We start from the raw sequence: 20,004 nt of genomic DNA on the forward strand, positions 1-20,004 counted from the left end.
CTATTGATGCGCGATCCGCATCATGAGAGATTCAGGTGATGCAGTCATTCCCCTTCCGCCACCTCAATCCGGCCGGGCCGGCCTATCGGCGCGGTTGGGTGGACGAGGCGGTCGCCGCGATCGAGGCCGACCAGTGCCGCACGGCCGACACGCATCTGATCCGGCTGATCGTGCCGGCGCTATCAGGCATCGACATCTACCTGAAAGATGAGTCGACGCATCCGACCGGCAGCCTGAAGCACCGGCTCGCGCGCTCGCTCTTCCTTTACGCGCTCTGCAACGGCCACATCCGCGAAGGCACGCCCGTCGTCGAGGCCTCGTCGGGATCGACCGCGGTGTCGGAAGCCTATTTCGCGCAGATGATCGGCGTGCCCTTCTATGCCGTGATGCCGCGCACGACCTCTGCGGAGAAAATCGCTGCGATCGAGCATTATGGCGGCAACTGCCATCTGATCGACGACGGCCGCGCGCTGTATGCGGAGGCCGGCGCGCTGGCCGCACGGCTGGGCGGCCACTACATGGACCAGTTCACTTTCGCCGAGCGCGCCACCGACTGGCGCGGCAACAACAACATCGCCGAATCGATCTTCACGCAATTGAAGGGCGAGACGCGTCCGGTGCCGGACTGGATCGTGATGGGGGCGGGCACCGGTGGCACCTCGGCCACGCTCGGACGCTATTTGCGTTATCGCCAGTACCCGACGCGGCTCTGCGTTGCCGATGTCGAGCATTCCGCTTTCTTCGACTGTTTCAGCTCGCAGGATCGCTCCCATGTTTGCGACCGCCCCTCGCTAATCGAAGGTGTCGGGCGGCCGCGCTGCGAACCTTCTTTTGTGCCGGGCGTGGTCGACCGCATGATGAAGATCCCGGATGCGGCAACGATCGCAGCGATGAACGTGCTGTCGCGTCGGCTGCGCCGCGCGGTGGGGGGCTCTACAGGCACCAACTTCCTGGCGCTGTGCCGGCTCGCCTCGGACATGCGAAACGCGAATCAGACGGGGTCGCTGGTGACGCTGATCTGCGATTCCGGCGAGCGCTACCGGCAGACCTATTATGAGCCCGCCTGGCTCAAAGCGCGCGGTCTCGATCCGGCGCCGTTCGAGGCGGCCTTGTCGTCGTTCCTCGATACGGCGCAGCCACTGGCGCTCGAGTTCGAAGACGTAACGAATCCGCAGAACTTGCGACATCCTGGCGCCTGATAGCTGGCGCCTGCCTGCCATTTGCAAAATTGCACGGCCGTCACGGCAACTTCACTTGCCTTGCGCGTGCGTGCGGGCGAGTTTCGCGCCTTCTCAACGAGGAGACCTGCCGTGCGCCTGCCCATTCTCGATCCGAAAGACCTGAGTGCCGAACAGAAGCCGCTCTATGACGACATGCGAGCGGGCATCAAGGACCACTTCAAGGGCTTTGTGAACATGCGCGACGATGGCGCGCTGCTCGGGCCCTGGAATCCATGGATCCGCGAGCCGCGTTTTGGCAAGCCGGTGTGGGAGCTGGTCAAGGCGATCGCGGCGAACCCGCTGCTGCCGGCGCCGGTGCGCGAGGTCGCGATCCTCGTCACCGGCTCGCATTTCCGCTCCGGCTACGAGCTCTATGCGCATGTGCTGGTCGCCGAGCAGCGCGGCCTCTCCGACGAGAAGCTCGCGACCATCGTCGCTGGACAGCGGCCGGTCGATCTCACCAAGCAGGAAGCCGTCGCCTATGACGTGGCGTCCGCATTGGTCAGCGGCGGCGTGCTGCCGGAACTGACTTATCGGGCCGCGGTCAAGGAATTCGGCGAGCACGGCGCGGCCGAACTGTCCTATCTCGTCGGCGTTTACTGCATGGTGTCGGTGACGCTGAACACGTTCGACGTGCCGGTGCCGGAATAGATCGACGGTGCGATCACTCCGCCGCCTTGTTCATGGGCGGCGGGGGCGACCAGGCGACGCAGCGGTTGCGGCCTTCGGCCTTTGCCTGGTAGAGCGCGTGATCGGCCGCGCTCATCAAGGCGTCGATGCCGGACATGCTGACACTTGCTTCCGCAATGCCGATGCTCACGGTGACGCCGAACTGAATTTGATCGGCGGCGATCTGTGCGCTCATCACGCGCTTGCGGATGCGATCGGCGACGATTCTTGCACGCGACAGGCTGGTTTCGGGCAGCAGAATCGCGAACTCCTCGCCGCCGAAGCGGCCGACGACGTCCGATTTGCGCTTGCCATCGAGGCATGCGGCCGCCACGGCCTTGATCGCCTCGTCTCCGACCGCGTGACCATAGCGGTCGTTGACCGACTTAAAATGATCGATGTCGAGCATCAGGACCGAAACAGAGCGGTAGTAGCGCTGGAAGCGGCTCCATTCGGCCTCAAGCGAGCCCAGCAAATGGCGGCGGTTATAGAGGCCCGTGAGCGGGTCGGTGGTGGCCAGACGCTCCAGCATGTTGGCCTTGTTGGTGAGATCGGTAATGTCGACATAGGTCAGCATGCGGCCGCCGTTCGACATCGTGGTGCAGTGGGCCCTGATCCGCCGCGCATCCGGCGTCTGGAGGTCGCGCACATGATCGCCCGCCTTGACCTCGGCGACGCGCTTGACGGGAAATTTCGCCAGTTCGTTCGCCGGCAGATCGGGCGCGCTCGCACGGTGCACCCGGCTGACCAACGATGCATAGGTCGGGCGGGCGGCAGCTTCCTGTTCGCTCACCTCCCAGAACCGCCGCATGCGCCGGTTCATGAAGCTGGCATTGAGATCGCGGTCAAGCAGCAACACGCCGTCCTCGACATTCTCGAGGGCGTCGCGCAGCAATTTCAGCTCGTCGGAGTAGCGCACGATGTCGGTGACCGGCGTATAGGTCAGCATCCGCCCGCCGTTGGGCAGAGGCGTGCATTGCATCCGAACGACGTCGCCGCTGGTACGGCGCAGGTCGCGCGGAGACGCATCGCCTACCTGTATTTGACGGACGCGCTCGGCGACATAGGCCTCCAGCTCGGCCGGCGGAATCTCGTAGGCTAGCGTATCGCGGCCATGATGCATCAGCGTCACAAATGACGGGTTGCTGTTGGCGACTTCATCCGGCAACAGCCACATCTGCCGGAACGCCCGATTGATCAATTGCGCGCGGAGATTGGCATCCAGCAGCACGATGCCCAGTGGGACGAAATCAAGCGCTGCGCGAAGCGCCAGCATCTGTCCGCGTATCAGCGAATCGGTCCGCCGCTCCTGCTCGTCCACGGTCTTCGCCTCGACATGATCTTCCGCTCCGAGCGCAATGCCGACCTGACGGTCCGACCGCCAGAGCACATGGCAGGAGAGGATTTCCTGGCCTGCGAGCCGGAGCTGGAACCGATCGGGCACGCCGAGGCTGCTCTGCACCTCCAGCGTCGCGCCGTCTTCGGACATCCGGCGCACGACGCAATCGATCGTCGACTGACCGAAGTTGAAGAAGATCTGGCCGGCGAGGAACGTTCGTTCCGATACCAAGCGGGGCATTCCCAACCTCCCAGGCGAAAGCGGCCCAGTTTGCCCGAAGCTTACTTGCAGAAGGGTAAGCTGGTGCGCGATTTTGCGAGAGGGCTAATAATTGGTTCACGCATCCGGCCCTCGTCTACCCGATGGCGGAACTGCCTGCTGGATGGATTGTGATCGCCCGTGTGGTCACGCGGTGTCCGCAATCGGTGGACGGTGCGAATGCACGCAGGTACGTTGCCGTGACCGCACGGACACATCCTCCGCCAGAGTGCAGGCCGGACACTGGAGAACGACAGCCATGGACACGTCACGCCGCATCCTGCTCGCCGGACTGACGGGACTCGCCGTTGCGCCGAGCGTCGCAGCAGCCGCCCCCTCGGCCGCGTCCGACGACGTGACGGTCGCCGAAGAGCGCTTTGCGCGCATGATCGCGGCTGCGCATGCGCCCGAAATCACCTGCGCGTGGCAGGCGGAGCGTTATGCGGATTCGCATTGGCCAAGCTACGTCGCGGCGGCGCGTTCCGTCATCGAGGCGAGAGCGTGAGGCATTCTCTTTCCTCTCCCATTGCGGGAGGCGGCAGCACCAGGTGCTTCACGTTCCCACCGCCCGCCTGACCTGCTCACCGATCTGCGACAGCACGAGCTGCGCCTGCGGCAGAATTGCGCCCATGGCGTGGAAATTGTGGACCATGCCCTCGTGGCAGACGTGCTCGACCGCGACACCTGCGGCGAGCAGCTTGCGGGCATAGGCATTGCCCTCGTCGCGCATCGGGTCGAACTCGGCGGTGTGGATGATGGCGGTCGGCAGGCCCGCAAGCCGTGTCCCGCGCAGGGGCGAGATGCGAGGATCGGCAGCGTCCAACGCCTCGGGCAGATAGTCGGCGAGATCGGCTTCGATCGTGACGCGGTCGATCAGGTGGCCCTCGGCGAATGCTTGCCGCGAAGGCGAGGCCTCCTCGAAATCCAGCACCGGGCAGATCAGGCATTGCGCGACGATGGAAAGGCCTGCGGTCTGCGCCGCCTCCTGACACACGATCGCGGCGAGCGTTGCACCGGCGGAATCGCCGCCAAGCACCAGACGCCCGGCGTCGATGCCGAGCGATGCGGCCTCGCGCGCGACCCATTCCGTGGCGGCGATCGCATCGTCCACGGCGGCGGGGAATTTGTGCTCGGGCGCCAGCCGGTAGTCGACCGAGATGAGGCGGCAACCGGTCGCATGTGCCAACGCCGCCGCGATGCGGTCATGCGTAGCGATGCTGCCGGAAACCAGCCCGCCGCCGTGAAAGAACACGAAGCCGGGCGCGCGATCATCGGCACCTGCCGGTGAATAGAGGCGATAGGGCAGCGCACCGCCGGGACCAGGCAGCACGCCGTCGAACGTCGCCACGTCAGGCGCATCGGCGCGCGCGAACTGCATCAGCTTTGCCAATGACTGGCGCCGCGCTTCCACGCTGGGCCGGCTCCGTGCCTGCGGCGCAGCCGCAGCCATCATGGTCAACAAACGCTTTGCGAGCGGATCGAGCGGCATGGCGCTTCCTTTCCCCTCCCGGGAGGGTAACTCACCATTTTCCCGCAGGGAATCATTTAGAAATTGCGCCCAATAGTCGCGCTATAATGCGGCACCACGCCAAGGGAGGGGCCGGTCATGGCCGAGATCAAAAAGCCCATCGCATATTCGCCGAGCTGGACCTTCTTCGAAGGTAAATGGCACGACGGCAATGTGCCGATCATGGGCCCGCGCACGCATGCGGCCTGGCTCGGCTCGGTCGTGTTCGACGGCGCGCGTGCGTTCGAAGGCGTCGCGCCCGATCTCGACCGCCACGTCGCCCGCGCCAATCAGTCCGCGATCAACTTTGGGCTGAAGCCGGTGGTCGACACCGGAACCTGGATGACACTCGCAAACGAGGGCATCGCGCGCTTCGCGCCGAATACCGAACTCTACGTCCGTCCGATGTATTGGGCGCGGAATGGCTCGGGCGGCGGCGTGCTGTTCGATCCCGAGACGACCGATTGGTGCCTGTGCATCTATGAGGCGCCGATGCCGAAACCCGTCGGCAACGCGATCACACTGTCGCCGTTCCGCAGGCCCACCGCCGAATGCGCGCCGGTCGAGGCCAAGGCCGCCTGTCTCTATCCGAACAATTCGCGCGCGCTTGCCGAGGCCGCCTCGCGGGGCTTCCAGAACGCGCTGATGCTCGACATGCTCGGCAACGTCGCGGAGTTCGGCAATTCCAACGTGTTCATGGCCAGGGACGGCGTGGTCTACACACCGGTGCCGAACGGCACCTTCCTCAACGGCATCACCCGCCAGCGCGTCATCAGCCTGCTTCGCGCCGACGGCGTCAACGTGGTCGAGAAGACGCTGCGTTACGCCGACTTCCTCGCCGCCGACGAGATCTTCTCTACTGGCAATTTTGCGAAGGTCGCGCCGGTAATCCGCATCGACGATCGCGAGCTGAAGCCGGGCCCGCTCTACACCCGCGCGCGCAAGCTCTATTGGGACTTTGCCCATGCGGTGAAGCTGGCGGCTTGATTCGCGCTGCCGCCGTCGTCCTGGCGAAAGCCAGGACCCATTACCCCAGAGAGCAGTTTGGCGAAGATTCGTCGTTCGGTACGTCTAGCGCCCACAATCGATAAATCACGCGGTTTGGGTCCTGGCTTTCGCCAGGACGACATCGTGGTGGTTCGTGAGCAACGCGAACGGCCGTGGTGCGCGGGGCGCGCCTTATGACGAGACCTACTCGTCCTTCTTCGACATCCGCTCGAGGCGTTCCTGCATGTCCTTCATCTGCTGGCGCAGATCGTCGATGTTGCTGTCCTTCGGGGCTTCGGCGGTCGGCTCGGGCGCCGGCTCCGCGGAGCCCGCGGGGCGGGCCGCACCGGGCGCGAAAGGCTTGAACATCGAGAAGGTCTGCTGGAACAGCTCCATGTTGCGGCGGACCTGTTCCTCCAGCGGCGCAAACGGGGTTCCGGACAGCGAGGTGGCGATCTGCTTGCGGAACTTCTCCTGCTCCTGCGTGAGCGACGCGATGGCCTGCTCCAGATATTTCGGCACCACCATCTGCATGCTGTCGCCGTAGAAGCGGATCAGCTGGCGCAAGAAGGTGGTCGGGAGCAGGTTCTGGCCGGCCTTGTTCTCCTGCTCGAAGATGATCTGGGCAAGCACGGAGCGGGTGATGTCGTCGCCGGTCTTGGCGTCGTAGACCAGGAAATCTTCGCCGTCCTTGACCATGGAGGCGAGGTCTTCCAGCGTCACGTAAGTGCTCGTCCCGGTGTTATAGAGCCGGCGGTTCGCGTATTTCTTGATTGTGGTGGGTTGGTCTGATTTCGCCATGGGCTCTCACTTGCAAGACGCGGAGAACGGGAACCTGACGGGCTATGCCGCAGGGCGGGAAGAGTACGCAACGCAACAAAATAAGCATTTTCAAAGGGGTCACGCTACCGTTTTGTGCGCCACGGTTAATCGGGCAGCAAAAACGTGCTTGCGAAAGCGCCAAGAACGCTATTTTGAATGCGCTGCGGGATGAATTCGGCCGCCGGCCGATTGACATGCCTCAACGACGTTAACAGGATGCCGTCCGAGACTGGCGAGCCGTTTCCCCAGCCCCGTCTGCCCCCATACAACCCAGGAGATGCCCATGTCAGACGATGTCGTCATCGTCAGCGCCGCCCGCACCCCGGTCGGAAGCTTCAACGGAGCGTTCGCAACCCTTCCCGCCCATGATCTCGGCGCCATTGCCATCAAGGCCGCGCTGGAGCGCGGCGGCATCGAGCCCGGCCGGGTCTCCGAAGTCATCATGGGCCAGATCCTGACCGCCGCCCAAGGCCAGAACCCGGCCCGTCAGGCTTCGATCAATGCCGGCATTCCGGTCGAGAGCCCGGCCTGGGGCGTCAACCAGCTCTGCGGTTCGGGCCTGCGCACCGTTGCGCTCGGCTATCAGGCGCTGCTCAACGGCGATTCCGAGATCGTGGTCGCCGGCGGCCAGGAATCCATGAGCATGGCTCCGCACGCCCAGTATCTGCGCGGCGGCGTCAAGATGGGTGCTGTCGAATTCATCGACACCATGATCAAGGACGGTCTGTGGGACGCCTTCAACGGCTATCACATGGGCAACACCGCCGAGAACGTCGCGCGGCAGTGGCAGATCACCCGCGCCCAGCAGGACGAGTTCGCGGTCGCCTCGCAGCAGAAGGCGGAAGCTGCGCAGAAGGCCGGTAAATTCAACGACGAAATCGTTCCCGTCACCATCAAGGGACGCAAGGGCGATGTCGTCGTCAGCGCCGACGAATATCCGCGCCATGGCGCAACGGTCGACGCGATGGCGAAGCTTCGCCCCGCCTTCGAGAAGGACGGCACGGTCACCGCGGGCTCTGCTTCTGGCATCAATGACGGCGCTGCCGCCGTGGTGCTGATGACGGCCAGGCAGGCCGCCAAGGAAGGCAAGAAGCCGCTCGCGCGCATCGTGTCCTGGGCGCAGGCGGGCGTCGATCCGAAGATCATGGGCTCGGGCCCGATCCCGGCCTCGCGCGCCGCGCTGAAGAAGGCTGGCTGGAACGTCGGCGATCTCGACCTGATCGAGGCCAACGAAGCCTTCGCGGCGCAGGCCTGTGCCGTCAACAAGGACCTCGGCTGGGATACTTCCAAGGTCAACGTCAACGGCGGCGCGATCGCGATCGGCCATCCGGTCGGTGCCTCCGGCGCGCGCGTGCTGGTGACGCTGCTGCACGAGATGCAGAAGCGGGATTCGAAGAAGGGCCTCGCCACGCTGTGCATCGGCGGCGGCATGGGAATCGCGATGTGTGTGGCGCGCGACTGAGAATAGTTGACGCGTCATTTGTGCGTGCGCTGCACACGTGACTGAGTGCGTTGCACGCGATTAAAAAGGCAGCCGTTGCAAATCAAATATTCTTCGCAACCGTACAAGCCTCGACTAAAGAGAAACGCCCGGCTCGACGCCGGGCGTTTTGTTCTTGATGTCCGTCAAACCAACCGCATAATCCACCGTTAAAAACGATCACACAGAAACGTCCGAAGAGTCCAAGGGAAGGAAATACGATATGGCACGTGTTGCATTGGTGACGGGTGGTACGCGGGGCATCGGAGCTGCGATCAGCAAGGCGCTGAAGGCGGCCGGCTACAAGGTGGCGGCGAGCTATGCCGGCAACGACGCGGCGGCGGAGACGTTCAAGGCCGAGACCGGCATCGCCGTCTACAAATGGGACGTCAGCAGTTTCGATGCCTGCGCAGAGGGCGTGAAGAAGGTCGAGGCCGAGGTCGGCCCGATCGACGTGCTCGTCAACAATGCCGGCATCACCAAGGACGGCGCCTTCCACAAGATGAGCCTCGAGCAATGGAGCGCCGTGATCGGCACCAATCTCGGCTCGCTGTTCAACATGTCGCGCCAGGTCATCGAGGGCATGCGCGGACGCAAGTTCGGCCGCATCATCAACATCTCCTCGATCAACGGGCAGAAGGGCCAGTTCGGTCAGGTGAACTATTCCGCGGCCAAGGCCGGCGAGATCGGCTTCACCAAGGCGCTCGCGCTGGAGAATGCCAAGGCCGGTGTGACCGTCAATGCGATCTGCCCCGGCTATATCAACACCGAGATGGTGCAGGCGGTGCCGAAGGACGTGCTGGAAAAGGCCATCTTGCCGCTGATCCCAATCGGCCGTCTCGGTGAGCCCGAGGAAATCGCGCGCGCAGTCGTGTTCCTTGCCGCCGATGAGGCCGGTGCCATCACCGGCTCGACGCTGACCGTCAACGGCGGCCAATACATGGTGTGATGCGCAGGCATCACGTTCGATCGTAAAGCCAACGACTCGTCATGCCCGGGCTTGTCCCGGGCATCCACGGCCTTACAACATCCGTCGCCACAAAAGAATGTGGATGGCCGGGACATAGGCGAGCGGAAGCAACGCCGTCCTTCAGACGGCTCTGCCCGGCCATGACGAGAGTATTTGGCCAATGACTCCCCGCACCGCGACGCTGATCGGATTGACGGCGATCCTGATGTGGTCGCTGCTGTCGGTGATGACGGTGGCGACCGGAAAGATCCCGGCCTTCCAGCTGGCCGCAATGACGTTCGCGATCGGCGGTCTGGTCGGCCTGCTCACCTGGATCGGCCGCGGCGAGGCGACCAAGAGCCTGCGTCAGCCGCTGGCCGTGTGGGCCGTCGGCGTCGGCGGACTGTTCGGCTATCATGCGCTGTATTTCCTGGCGCTGCGTTTTGCGCCGCCGGCTGAAGCCGGCCTGCTGAATTATCTGTGGCCGCTCCTGATCGTGCTGTTCTCGTCGTTTCTGCCGGGCGAGCGGCTTGCCGTGCATCACGTCGTCGGCGCCGTGCTCGGCCTCGTCGGCACCGTGCTGCTGTTCGCCGGGAACACCTCCGGCTTCACGCAGGGACAATTGCCGGGATTGGCCGCGGCCTTCATCGCAGCCTTCGTGTGGGCGATCTATTCGGTATTGTCGCGGCGGTTGAAGGCGGTGCCGACGGATGCGGTCGCGGGATTCTGCCTCGCCACCGCGATGCTCGCCGCGCTGATGCATGGACTGCTTGAAACCACGGTGTGGCCGGACACGAGCTTGCAATGGCTCTCCGTCATCGCGCTCGGCATCGGTCCCGTCGGTGCTGCGTTCTACGCCTGGGACATCGGCATGAAGCGCGGCGACATCCGCGTGCTCGGCGCCGCGTCGTACGCGACGCCGCTGCTCTCGACCGGCTTCCTCATCGCCGCCGGATTCGCCAATGCCAGCGCCAATATCGCCGTCGCCGCGATCCTGATCGCCGGCGGCGGCCTGATCGCCGCGAAGGACATGGTGCTGCGGAAGCGATAGCGTCATTGCCGGTGCAAGCGGGAGCGACGGTGCCTTAAGGCTCCCAACCCTTCGGCGCGAGTTCGAACTTGGCGAACTCGAATGCTGGCGCCACGGTGCAGCCGACCAGGGTCCACTCGCCGGTGGTCTCCGCCGTCTGCCACGCATCCGCCGGCACGATCGCCTGTGGCCGCTCGCCGTTCAACAGATCCGTGCCGAGCCGCACCTCGTGCTGGGAGCAGCCGTCATGGGCGATGCGCAGCATCAGCGGGCTGCCGGCGTAATAGTGCCAGCTCTCGACCGCATCGATGCGATGCCAGTGCGAGCGCTCGCCGCGCGCAAGCAGGAAATAGATCAGGGTCGAACGCGCACGGCCGTTGGTGTCCGTGGTCTGGTCGCGAAACGTCTCGCGGTAATGTCCGCCCTCGGGATGCGGGCGGAGTTCGAGGCGCGCGATGATCTCGGCTGCGGTCGGCATCGATTCCCGTCAGGATTTGCTTTTCAAGATTTGATCTTCAGGACTTGTTCTTGCGCTCGCGCAGCTCGCCGAACACCGCGGTGGCATCCGCGCCCTTCATGTGTAGCCTGGCTGCGACCGAGGGTTCGTCGGCGCGCAGGAACACGTTTGTCCGCTTCTCGTCACCAAGCAGCGAGGGAATGGTCGGCTTGTTCTCGGCCCGCAACCTCGCGACCTCCGCCGCGCGCGCCTGCAGCGCCGCATTGTCGGGGTCGACGGTCAGTGCGAACTTGACGTTGGACGCCGTGTATTCATGGCCGCAATAGAGCTTGAAGTCGTCGGGCAGGGCACGCAGCTTCAGAAGCGAATCCCACATCATCGGATAGGTGCCCTCGAACACGCGGCCGCAGCCGATCGAGAACAGCGTGTCGGCGGCGAACAGCGCTTTCTCGGTGTCGAACACGTAGGAGATGTGGTCGAGCGTGTGGCCGGGCGTCTCCAGTACGCGCCCCAGCAAGCTGCCGACCTTGACGATTTCGGCATTGGCGACGCGCAGGTCGACGTCTGCGATTTTGGTCGTCTTGTCATGCGGCGCGACGACGCGGCAATTGTATTTCTGCTTGAGTTCGGCGACCCCGCCGACATGATCGCCATGATGATGGGTGATCAGGATATCGGTGAGCTGCCAGCCCTCGCGCTCGAGCGCCTTCACGATGGGGCCGGCCTCCGGCGCGTCGATCGACGCGGTCGCCTTGGTGTCCACATCGTGGATCAGATAACCGAAATTGTCGTTTAAACAGGTGAAAGTACGAATTTCGGCGGCCATGTCATCTCCATCGCGCTCAGCACCGTCAGACAAATATGGCGTTAACGTTGCGCAGGCAATGCAATATTCCGCGCGCGGGGGCCACCTCGTGCATGTTACATTGCGGTCATGACCATTGATGTCGTCGACCTCCGCGAGTTCTACTCCCGTCGCCTCGGGATTGTGGCGCGGCAAATGATCAATCGCGGCATTCGGGAGCGCTGGCCGCGCGTCGATGGCCAGCGGGTGCTCGGCTTCGGCTATCCCACGCCCTATCTCGGGTTGTTCCGCGAGGACGCGGAGCGCTGCATCGCCTTCATGCCGTCGGCCCAAGGCGTCCTGAAATGGCCGACGGGACGGCCGGCGCTCGCCTCGCTGGTGGATGAGTTCTCGCTGCCGCTTCCCGACGCCGCGGTCGATCGCATCCTGCTGGTCCACGCACTGGAAATGTCGGACGATCCGGCCGCGCTGCTCCGTGAGGCATGGCGTGTGCTGTCGCCCTCCGGTCGCGTGATTGCGGTCATCCCGAACCGGCGCGGGGTGTGGACCCGCACCGACAGCACGCCGTTCGGTCACGGAAGGCCCTATTCGCGCTCGCAGATCACCGACCTGTTGCGCCAGACCTGGTTCACCCCGACCGCCTGGGGCGAGGCGCTGTTCATGCCGCCCTATGCCGGCGGCTGGGTGCTGAAATCCGCACAGATGTGGGAGCGCGCCGGCGCGGCGCTGTCGCTGCCCTTTGCCGGCGTGCACATCGTCGAGGCGACCAAGCAGGTCTACCGCGCGATCCCCGCCAAGCGCGAGCGGGCGCGGCTGATTCCCTCGCTGGCGAAGCCGGTGCTGGTACCGTCCTCGACGACGGCGACGCGCAGCTAAAAACAAATCGTCCCGGACATGCCGGGACGATTCAATTCAGATCAGGATTTGGCGCAGGATGTCCGGCGAAAGGTTTACTCGCCGGGGGCCACTTCGTCGCTCGAGGCAGCCGGAGCGGCTTCGCGCTCGGGGCGCGGGCCATTCGGCCGGCGGCGCCGCCGCGGAAAGCGCTCGCCACCACCACCCTCGAAGCCGGCCTGGCCGGGCGCGCCGCCGCTCACCTGCGGCTGCGGGCCGGTGATGAAGGAGGGCAGACGATCGACGCTGACCGCGTCGGCGACGACGGGCTGGGGCTGGTTCAGCGGCAGCGGCTGCGGCTGGGGCTGATATTGCGGCTGCGGACGATGGTCGCGTTCGCGATGCTCGCGCGGCTGCTGGTTGTCGCGCTGATAGTGGTTGTCGCGGGGCTGATGATCACGCGGCTGATGATCGCGCTGGCCGTCGCGGTCGCGCGTGAAGGGCTGCTGCGGCGGCTGTGGGACAAAACCCGGCTCCTGGCCGAAGTTGGAGAAATTCTCGCCGTCGTCCTCGCCGTCGTCACCGCTGCTGTTGCTGATGGGCTCGTCGCCGCGCGGCTGCTGGTTCTGCCGGAACTGTTCCTGAGCCGTCGCGATCAGGCGAAAGTAATGCTCGGCATGCTGGTAGTAGTTCTCGGCCGCAACGGGGTCTCCGGAGGAGCGCGCGTCGCGCGCGAGTTGGAGATACTTTTCAGCAATATGCGAAGCGGTGCCGCGGATCTTGATGTCGGGTCCGTTGGACTCGTAGACCCGGGTCATCGGGTTCTGGCCGCGCCGGTTATTATTGTTGTTATTGTTATTATTATTGTTGCGGTTGCGCATCCGCTGCTTGTTCTGACCGTTTCTCATGTCCTGCCTTTAATTCCAGCCCTAAAGGTTGCACGCATTACTGATTGCCGAGAGTGACCTGATGACAGCGGTTCACATCGCTTGCGCGCAACCGCACGCAAGAGCGGATTGATCCCTGCCGATGTTCGTCGACCGTCGCGTTCAACAAAAGACGCGTTCCCCACCGCCAGCATCCATCGCCAGCGAACCCATTCATATCGCTTGCCGAAACAAGCCCTGCTTTGTTGCGTAAATCTTCAAGCGCAATATCAGGCTTTCGTTCACGTTGCGGTCGGTAAGCAGCGCAGCTCAAAAGGCCATCGCGCTCAACAGGACCTGCGGCTTGGAACCATTATCAGTAAGCTCTCGCCCGAGAGCCCGGCTTTCGCCCGTAGGTCTACGGGGCCGGCACCGATGTGTTGATCGGAAGGTAGTCGTTCCCAAGGGATATTCCAAGAGGTTTTTTGCAGCCCAATCCGGCTTTTATGGGGGCATTTTTCGGGCCGAAACCGCCCGTGGGATGCCCGCCAGATCTGCCTTGGGCGACCTGTCCACGACCAACGCGGCAGCAATCATCAAGGTTTCAATATTTCGGGCCTGGCCCTGTCCGGCCTCGACGATCAGTGCGCCGCCTGGGGCGAGACGTTCAGCCGCCTGCGGGATCAGGGCGCGATAGGCGTTGTAACCATCATTGCCGCCGTCGAGCGCCAGATGCGGATCGTGCTCGCGCACCTCGACGCTCAGTTTCGGAATTTCGGCCGACGGGATGTAAGGCGGGTTCGACACGACGAGGTCGAACGGGCCGCTGAGCGCGGCTGCGTAGGAGCAGGCGACGAAGCTGGCGCGGTCGGGGAGGCCCAGAGCCGCGGCGTTGTCTCTGGCGGTCTTGAGCGCGGTCAGACTGAGATCGGTGCCGACGCCGACGGCGCCGGGAATTTCGTGCAGCAGCGCGAGCAGGATGGCGCCGGAGCCGGTGCCGATATCGGCGATGCGCGGGCGATGGAGGGCTTGCCGCTCGCGAAAGATTTCGAGTGCCAGTTCGACCACCGTCTCGGTATCGGGGCGCGGCACCAGCGTCGCCTCGGATAGCTGGAACGGCAGGCCCCAGAATTCCCGGGCGCCGAGAATGCGGGCGACCGGCTCATGCGCGAGCCGGCGTTGCGCATATGCTTCGAGCCGCGCAGCCTCTTCAGGTGCGAGTTGCCGGGCCGCCTGCGTCACCATGCCGGTCAGATCAAGCCTTAGCGCAGCCCCGACGAGCAGGCGCGCATCGAGGGCGGGCTGCTCGATGCCGGCCGATTGCAGCCGTGCCGCAAGCGCGCGCCGCGCACTCTCGATGCTATGTCCGGGATCGAAATCTGTCGCCAATGGAACCATCCTGCCTGGCATCGTGGATAGATCGGCTGGCTTGCTTGCGTCAACGGAAAGGAGCGCGTCAGATCCCGCCCCGCAAACGAAGGAGGGTCCATGACGCCCTACGACGATCAGAACGTCTTCGCAAAGATCCTGCGTGGCGAGATCCCCTGCTTCGAGGTTTTCCGGGACGACCACAGCCTCGCCTTCCTCGATATCATGCCGCGCTCGCCCGGGCACACGCTGGTCGTTCCCCGGGCGCCGGCACGTGGCATCCTCGACATCGCGGATGACGACCTCGCCGCGGTCGCCCGAACCGCCAAGCGCATCGCAATTGCCGCGATGAAGGCGTTCGACGCGGAGGGCATCATCCTTCAGCAGTTCAGCGAGCCCGCCAGCGGTCAGGTGGTCTTTCACCTGCACATGCACGTCATGCCGGTGAGGGCCGGAATCGAGCTGCTACCGGCGCAGACACGCAAGGAGGACATGGCGGTGCTCGCCGCTCACGCCAGGCGAATGATCGCCGCTCTCTAGACGCCGAGATAGCGCTGGAGCAGCTCCGGCTGGGCCTTGAGCTCCCGCGCCGGCCCCTCGTGCACGATGTGTCCGTTGTTGATGATGTAGATCCGCGTCGCCAGCGCCAGCGTCGCCGCCAAATTCTGCTCGACCAGCACGATGGTCTGGCCGGCGGCGGCGAGCTCGCGGCAGGCCTTGACGAGATCGTGGACAATGACGGGCGCGAGCCCCTCGAACGGCTCGTCCAGCAGCACGATCTTGGGATCGCGCACCAGCGCACGTGCGATCGCGAGCATCTGCTGCTCGCCGCCGGAGAGCTCGGTGCCGCGGTTGTTGCGCCGCTCCTTCAGCCGCGGAAACATCTCGTAGATGCGGTCGAGCGGCCAGCGTTTGGGCGCCGTGATCCCGGCGAGCAGGATATTCTCTTCCACCGACAGGCTGCCGAAAATGCGGCGCTCCTCGTGCACGAGCTGCATGCCGGCTTGCGCGATTCTGTGGCTCTTGCGCCCGGCGATATCGATGCCGTCGAATTTCACGCTGCCGCTACGCGGCGTCACGACACCCATCAGGCTCTTCAGCGTGGTGCTCTTGCCAGCGCCGTTGCGGCCGAGCAGCGCCACCACCTCGTGACGCGCGACGTGCATGGCGACGTCGAACAGGATGTGGGAGTCCCCGTAATAGCTGTTCAGGCCGTTGACCTCGATCAGGCTCATGCCGCGATCTCTCCGTGCACGCCGCCGAGATAGGCTTCTTGGACGGCGGCGTTGGCCTTGATTTCCTCCGGCGTGCCGGAGACCAGCACCCGGCCTTCCTGGAGCACGGTGACGCGCTCGACCAACTCGAACAGCGAATCCATGTCGTGGTCGATGATGATCATGGTACGGCCGCGCGCGATCGACTTGAGCAGCTTGACGGTCTCGACACGCTCTCGCGGGCTCATGCCGGCGAGCGGCTCGTCAAGCAGCAGCAGGCGCGGCGACGTGGCGAGCGCAAGCCCGATTTCCAGCCTGCGCTTCTCGCCATACGCAAGCTCGGACACGGGCGTGTCGGCACGACGAGCCAGGTTCACCAAAGCGAGCGTGTGCGCCACCTGCTCCGTCAGGCCCTTGACGCCGGCGAGCGTGCGGAACAGGTCGAGCCGGAATTTCCCGCGCAGCTCGGCCAGCGCGGCGATCGTCAGGTTCTCCCGCACCGTCAGCCCCGTGAAGAGCTGGTTGACCTGGTAGCTTTTGGTCAGTCCGAGCTGGCAAACCTCGGTGACCTTCAATCCCGTGATGTCGCGCCCCTCGAACACGATCTGACCAGAGCTCGGCGCGATCTCGCAGGTCAGCATCTTGAAGAAGGTCGACTTGCCGGCACCATTGGGGCCGATGATCCCGCGCAATTCGCCCTGGTTGACGCTGAAATCGATGTCGCTGTTGGCGATGAGCCCGCCATAGCGCTTGGTGAGGCCGGTGGCTTTGAGGATCGGTCCGGAATAGACGGGATGCGCGACCTCCTTCGCCTGCATTGGCGCGGGGGGGAGTTGCTGCGCGGCCTCGCCGTCAGCGGCCTCCTGCTCCATCTCCGCATCCGTTCGCTTTCGCTTGCCCGAGACGAGGCGGTAGAGATCGGCAAGACCGCCGATGATGCCGCCGCGCAGGAAGCAGACCAGCAGCACGAAGACGACACCCAGCACCAGCTTCCAGGCCGCGCCGAGGCCCAGCGCGGACTGGAGGAAGTCCTGAAGGAAGAGCCAAACGGTTGCGCCGACCAGCGGTCCGAACAGCGTGCCCCTGCCGCCGATGGCCGTCTGCATCACGAGCTGGCCCGAGGTGTCGAAGGTGAAGGCGTCGGGCGGCATGAAGGCCTGGAGCACGCCGAGCAGTCCGCCGGCGAAGCCCGCGTAAGCGGCTGCGATCACGAAAGCGGTCAGCTTGTAGCCGTGAATGTTATGGCCGACGGCCGTGGCGCGCAGCGGATTGTCGCGGATCGCACTCAGAATCGCGCCGACCGGCGAGCGCACGATCCTGAGGGCGATGACGACGCCGACGAAGTAGCACAGCGCGATGAACTGATAGAGCGACCAGCCATTGGTGAAGTGAATGGAAGTGAAGCCGAAATCGAAGCTCGGCGTCGGCACCCCCGGCAGGCCGTTCTCGCCGCCGGTGAAATCGGAGAGCGGATTGAATTCGACGAAGAAGAACACCTCTGCGATCGCCACGGTGATCATCGCGAAATAGATGCCGGTGCGGCGCAATGCGATCAGGCCGATCAGATAGCCGGTCGCGGCGGCCGCGATCATGCCGATGACCAGCGCGCCCAGCACGTTGCCGAAGCCCGCGCGGGTCAGCAGGTAGGCGGCGACGAAGCCGCCGGTGCCGTAGAAGGCGGACTGGCCGAACGAGAGCAGGCCGGTGAAGCCGAACAGGATGTCGAAGCCGAGCCCGAACAGGCCCCATACCAGGATCCGGTTCACGGTGTTCGGCGCGAAGCCGAGATGAGGGAGCAAGAAAGGGGCTGCGATCAGGCCGATCGCAGTCAGGGCTTCGATCAGGAAGGGGCGTTGCTTGAGCATCAGGAGATCGCTTACTCGCGGCCCTGGACGCCGAGCAGGCCATGCGGTCGTACCACGAGTACGAGCGTCATTGCCGCAAACAGCATCACATAGGCATAGCCGGGGTTGAACATGGAGGTGACGCTGATGATCTCGCCGGCGATCAGGCCGCCGAGAATCGCGCCGGGGAACGAGCCGACGCCGCCGATCACCACCACCACGAAAGTCTGGACCAGGATGTCATCACCGATGCCCGGTGTCAGCGACACCACCGGCGCGTTGACGATGCCGGCAAAGCCGGCGGCCATTGCGCCGATGCCGAACACCACCATGAAGACGCGATAGACATTGATGCCGAGCGAATCGACCATCACCGAATCCTCGATGCCGGCGCGCACAATCATGCCCAGCCGGGTCCGGTAGAGGACGATGAACAGTGCTCCGAGCGCGATCGCGACGATGCCGACCACGGCGAGGCGGTAGGTCGGATAGAACATGAAGCCGAGATTGGTGATGCCCTGGAATAGCGCCGGCGGCGGCACCAGCTGCGACTGGCTCGAGAAGATCAGGCGCACGAGCTCGACGAAACAGATGCCGAGCCCGAAGGTCACGAGCAGCTGATCCTCGTGCGGACGATGATAGAAATGGCGGATGATGACGCGTTCCATGAGAACGCCGAGCAGCATCACGAACAGGGAGCCCGCGATCACCGCGAGGATGAACGACTCCGTGTACTGGTAGGCGACGAAGCCGGCATAGCCGCCGATCATGAACATCGCGCCGTGCGCGAGGTTGAGCACGCCGAGCGTGCCGTAGATGATGGTCAGGCCGGAGCTGATCAGCGCGAGCAGGGCGCCGAGCGCGAGCCCGTTGAAAAGCTGTGAAACGAGGTTGGGCCAACTTATCATGCGACAATCGCTGTTGTGGCGCGCGAGGGTGCGCGTCCAAAAAAGGGTGACGCCGCGGGACCGGAGTGCAGTCCGCGGCGTCACACGGGATCGCGAGGTCTCAGCTGTAGTCGCCGAGATGGCAGCCGAAGGCGTCGGGCTTCTGCATCAGGCCTTCGCCCGGGACGATCTCGACGACGTCGTACCAGTCTTCCTTGTTCTTCATGTCCTTCTGCTGCTTGCCCTTGACGATGATCACCGGGCGAACGCACTGGTGATCCTCGGGGCGGTAATGCACGTCGCCGACCAGAGAAGGAATCGTCTCGCCCTTCTCGTAGGCCTTGATCACGTCAGGCGGACTGAAGCTGCCGGCCTGCTCGCACATGTGCGCCCAATGGGCGAAGCTGACATAGGCGTTCTCCGCGCCCCATTCCGGCTTGTAGCCGTACTTCTTCTCGAATGCTTCGTTGAACATCTTGGCCAGCGGGAACTTGTCCTCGATGGTCCACCAATAGTCGGTGGCGGCGTAGACGCCTTGCATCAGGCCGCCGGTCTCGCGCGCAATGAAAGGTACCTGGTAGGGGACGACCAGCTTCATCTTGTCGAGCACGCCGAACTGCTTGGCCTGCTGGGTCGACAGCACGGCGTCGTGGCCCCAGTTGACGTTGATGAGTACGTCAGCGCCAGAGTTCGCGACGTTCAGCAGGTAAGAGGAATAGTCCGGCGCGCCGAGCGGGGCGACCTGGTTGGTCACGGTGGTCCAGCCGGCGGTCGCCAGGAAATCCTGCATCGACTTCGTGACGGTGTGGCCGTAGGTGTAATCAGGCGTGAGATAGGCGGCCTTCTTGCCCTTGCCGAACTCCCGTACCATCACAGGGCCGATCGCTGCAGCCGCAGTCTGGCCGTAGAAGTTCTGGCGGAAGCCGTAGCGAACGCAGTCCTTGCCGGTGGTGTCGTTCGAGCCCGAAATGCCGCACACGAAAATCACGTGTTCGCGCTGGGCGAGTTTGTTCAGCGCCACCGCAACGGCGCTCGACGTGCCGCCGGTGATCATGATGGCCTTGTTCTCGCTGATGAAGCGCTGCTGCGCCTGCACCGCCTCGTTCGGCTTGGCCGCGGAATCGGCGACGCCGAACTTCAGCTCCTTGCCGAGCACGCCCTTGCTGGTCTTGGGCGAGATCTTCTTGATCAGGTCGTGTCCGCTGTTGATGTGCTCGATCGCGAGTTGATAGCCCTTGAGCTCGTCTTCACCCTGCACGGCATAGGTGCCGGTGCGCGGCACCGAGATGCCGATGAAGGCGGTGGAACCCGAGACCCCCGCGGGGTAGGAGCCGATCGCCGGCTTGTCCTCGGCAAATGCCGGCATCCCGGGCAGAACCGCGCCGCCGATCAGGCCCGCGGTGGTCTGAAGCAGGCCACGGCGCGAGAGGCCGCGGCGGATGAGATTGTCAGTCATGATCGTTTCCTC

General features: G+C 64.4%; 20 protein-coding genes. 9 read left to right on the forward strand and 11 right to left on the reverse strand.

The window, feature by feature from the left end:
• Window positions 1–38: 38 nt before the first annotated feature.
• On the forward strand, window positions 39–1,199 hold the full coding sequence (locus tag AC0L21_RS23790; protein ID WP_473264259.1) for a PLP-dependent cysteine synthase family protein: 1,161 nt from the start codon (window positions 39–41) through the stop codon (window positions 1,197–1,199).
• Between the two features lie 111 nt (window positions 1,200–1,310).
• Window positions 1,311–1,871, forward strand: coding sequence for a carboxymuconolactone decarboxylase family protein (locus AC0L21_RS23795; protein WP_354063357.1), 561 nt, complete (start codon window positions 1,311–1,313; stop codon window positions 1,869–1,871).
• Window positions 1,872–1,884: 13 nt separating this feature from the next.
• On the opposite strand, the gene AC0L21_RS23800 is transcribed toward AC0L21_RS23795, so the two are convergent.
• The gene (locus AC0L21_RS23800) at window positions 1,885–3,468 is read right to left on the reverse strand and encodes a sensor domain-containing diguanylate cyclase (RefSeq protein WP_473264216.1); all 1,584 of its coding nucleotides are present in this window, start codon (window positions 3,466–3,468) and stop codon (window positions 1,885–1,887) included.
• 277 nt (window positions 3,469–3,745) lie between these two features.
• Here AC0L21_RS23800 and AC0L21_RS23805 point away from each other — a divergent pair, with 277 nt between their 5' ends.
• Complete coding sequence (locus AC0L21_RS23805) at window positions 3,746–3,991, forward strand: hypothetical protein (protein ID WP_473264217.1); 246 nt, start codon at window positions 3,746–3,748, stop codon at window positions 3,989–3,991.
• A 48-nt stretch (window positions 3,992–4,039) separates the two neighbouring features.
• Here the strand turns inward: AC0L21_RS23805 and AC0L21_RS23810 are convergent, their stop codons facing one another.
• The gene (locus tag AC0L21_RS23810) at window positions 4,040–4,975 is read right to left on the reverse strand and encodes an alpha/beta hydrolase (RefSeq protein ID WP_473264218.1); all 936 of its coding nucleotides are present in this window, start codon (window positions 4,973–4,975) and stop codon (window positions 4,040–4,042) included.
• 117 nt (window positions 4,976–5,092) lie between these two features.
• On the opposite strand from AC0L21_RS23810, the gene AC0L21_RS23815 reads away from it, so the two are divergent.
• Complete coding sequence (locus AC0L21_RS23815) at window positions 5,093–5,980, forward strand: branched-chain amino acid aminotransferase (protein WP_473264219.1); 888 nt, start codon at window positions 5,093–5,095, stop codon at window positions 5,978–5,980.
• 204 nt (window positions 5,981–6,184) lie between these two features.
• Here the strand turns inward: AC0L21_RS23815 and phaR are convergent, their stop codons facing one another.
• Window positions 6,185–6,781: a polyhydroxyalkanoate synthesis repressor PhaR gene (phaR, locus tag AC0L21_RS23820; protein WP_027515118.1), complete on the reverse strand. Its 597-nt coding sequence runs from the start codon at window positions 6,779–6,781 to the stop codon at window positions 6,185–6,187.
• A gap of 304 nt (window positions 6,782–7,085) precedes the next feature.
• Here phaR and AC0L21_RS23825 point away from each other — a divergent pair, with 304 nt between their 5' ends.
• The 3 genes from AC0L21_RS23825 (at window position 7,086) to yddG (ending at window position 10,282) form a co-directional block, all read left to right on the forward strand.
• Window positions 7,086–8,264 carry an acetyl-CoA C-acetyltransferase gene (locus AC0L21_RS23825; protein WP_275172698.1) on the forward strand — a complete coding sequence of 393 codons (1,179 nt, stop codon included), beginning with the start codon at window positions 7,086–7,088 and terminating at the stop codon, window positions 8,262–8,264.
• Between the two features lie 241 nt (window positions 8,265–8,505).
• Window positions 8,506–9,231 carry an acetoacetyl-CoA reductase gene (gene phbB / locus AC0L21_RS23830; protein WP_473264220.1) on the forward strand — a complete coding sequence of 242 codons (726 nt, stop codon included), beginning with the start codon at window positions 8,506–8,508 and terminating at the stop codon, window positions 9,229–9,231.
• Window positions 9,232–9,412: 181 nt separating this feature from the next.
• On the forward strand, window positions 9,413–10,282 hold the full coding sequence (gene yddG, locus AC0L21_RS23835) for an aromatic amino acid exporter YddG (RefSeq protein ID WP_473264221.1): 870 nt from the start codon (window positions 9,413–9,415) through the stop codon (window positions 10,280–10,282).
• A gap of 34 nt (window positions 10,283–10,316) precedes the next feature.
• Here yddG and AC0L21_RS23840 read toward each other — a convergent pair whose 3' ends face one another.
• Together AC0L21_RS23840 and gloB are read right to left on the reverse strand one after the other, a co-directional pair.
• Window positions 10,317–10,739 carry a cupin domain-containing protein gene (locus AC0L21_RS23840; RefSeq protein WP_473264222.1) on the reverse strand — a complete coding sequence of 141 codons (423 nt, stop codon included), beginning with the start codon at window positions 10,737–10,739 and terminating at the stop codon, window positions 10,317–10,319.
• 37 nt (window positions 10,740–10,776) lie between these two features.
• Window positions 10,777–11,544 (reverse strand): hydroxyacylglutathione hydrolase, encoded by a 768-nt coding sequence (gene gloB, locus AC0L21_RS23845; protein WP_473264223.1) that lies wholly within the window; start codon window positions 11,542–11,544, stop codon window positions 10,777–10,779.
• A gap of 108 nt (window positions 11,545–11,652) precedes the next feature.
• Here gloB and AC0L21_RS23850 point away from each other — a divergent pair, with 108 nt between their 5' ends.
• Window positions 11,653–12,399, forward strand: coding sequence for a class I SAM-dependent methyltransferase (locus AC0L21_RS23850; protein WP_027515124.1), 747 nt, complete (start codon window positions 11,653–11,655; stop codon window positions 12,397–12,399).
• A 74-nt stretch (window positions 12,400–12,473) separates the two neighbouring features.
• On the opposite strand, the gene AC0L21_RS23855 is transcribed toward AC0L21_RS23850, so the two are convergent.
• Window positions 12,474–13,265: a DUF4167 domain-containing protein gene (locus tag AC0L21_RS23855; protein ID WP_473264224.1), complete on the reverse strand. Its 792-nt coding sequence runs from the start codon at window positions 13,263–13,265 to the stop codon at window positions 12,474–12,476.
• A gap of 462 nt (window positions 13,266–13,727) precedes the next feature.
• Window positions 13,728–14,621: a peptide chain release factor N(5)-glutamine methyltransferase gene (gene prmC, locus AC0L21_RS23860; protein ID WP_473264225.1), complete on the reverse strand. Its 894-nt coding sequence runs from the start codon at window positions 14,619–14,621 to the stop codon at window positions 13,728–13,730.
• Between the two features lie 90 nt (window positions 14,622–14,711).
• On the opposite strand from prmC, the gene AC0L21_RS23865 reads away from it, so the two are divergent.
• Window positions 14,712–15,131, forward strand: a complete 420-nt coding sequence (locus tag AC0L21_RS23865; RefSeq protein ID WP_473264226.1) for an HIT family protein — start codon at window positions 14,712–14,714, stop codon at window positions 15,129–15,131.
• Here AC0L21_RS23865 and AC0L21_RS23870 read toward each other — a convergent pair.
• From AC0L21_RS23870 to AC0L21_RS23885, 4 genes are all read right to left on the reverse strand, one after another.
• Window positions 15,128–15,826 (reverse strand): ABC transporter ATP-binding protein, encoded by a 699-nt coding sequence (locus AC0L21_RS23870; protein ID WP_473264227.1) that lies wholly within the window; start codon window positions 15,824–15,826, stop codon window positions 15,128–15,130. The two genes, AC0L21_RS23865 and AC0L21_RS23870, sit on opposite strands and share 4 nt — an antisense overlap.
• Window positions 15,823–17,670, reverse strand: a complete 1,848-nt coding sequence (locus AC0L21_RS23875) for a branched-chain amino acid ABC transporter ATP-binding protein/permease (RefSeq protein ID WP_473264228.1) — start codon at window positions 17,668–17,670, stop codon at window positions 15,823–15,825. The genes AC0L21_RS23870 and AC0L21_RS23875 overlap by 4 nt, the downstream gene beginning before the upstream one ends.
• An 11-nt stretch (window positions 17,671–17,681) precedes the next feature.
• Complete coding sequence (locus AC0L21_RS23880; RefSeq protein WP_085348400.1) at window positions 17,682–18,557, reverse strand: branched-chain amino acid ABC transporter permease; 876 nt, start codon at window positions 18,555–18,557, stop codon at window positions 17,682–17,684.
• 100 nt (window positions 18,558–18,657) lie between these two features.
• A complete protein-coding gene (locus AC0L21_RS23885) occupies window positions 18,658–19,992 on the reverse strand; it encodes a substrate-binding protein (RefSeq protein WP_473264229.1) in 1,335 nt (444 codons plus the stop codon).
• Window positions 19,993–20,004 lie beyond the last annotated feature (12 nt).

It is taken from the genome of Bradyrhizobium sp. WSM4873 (assembly GCF_055811355.1).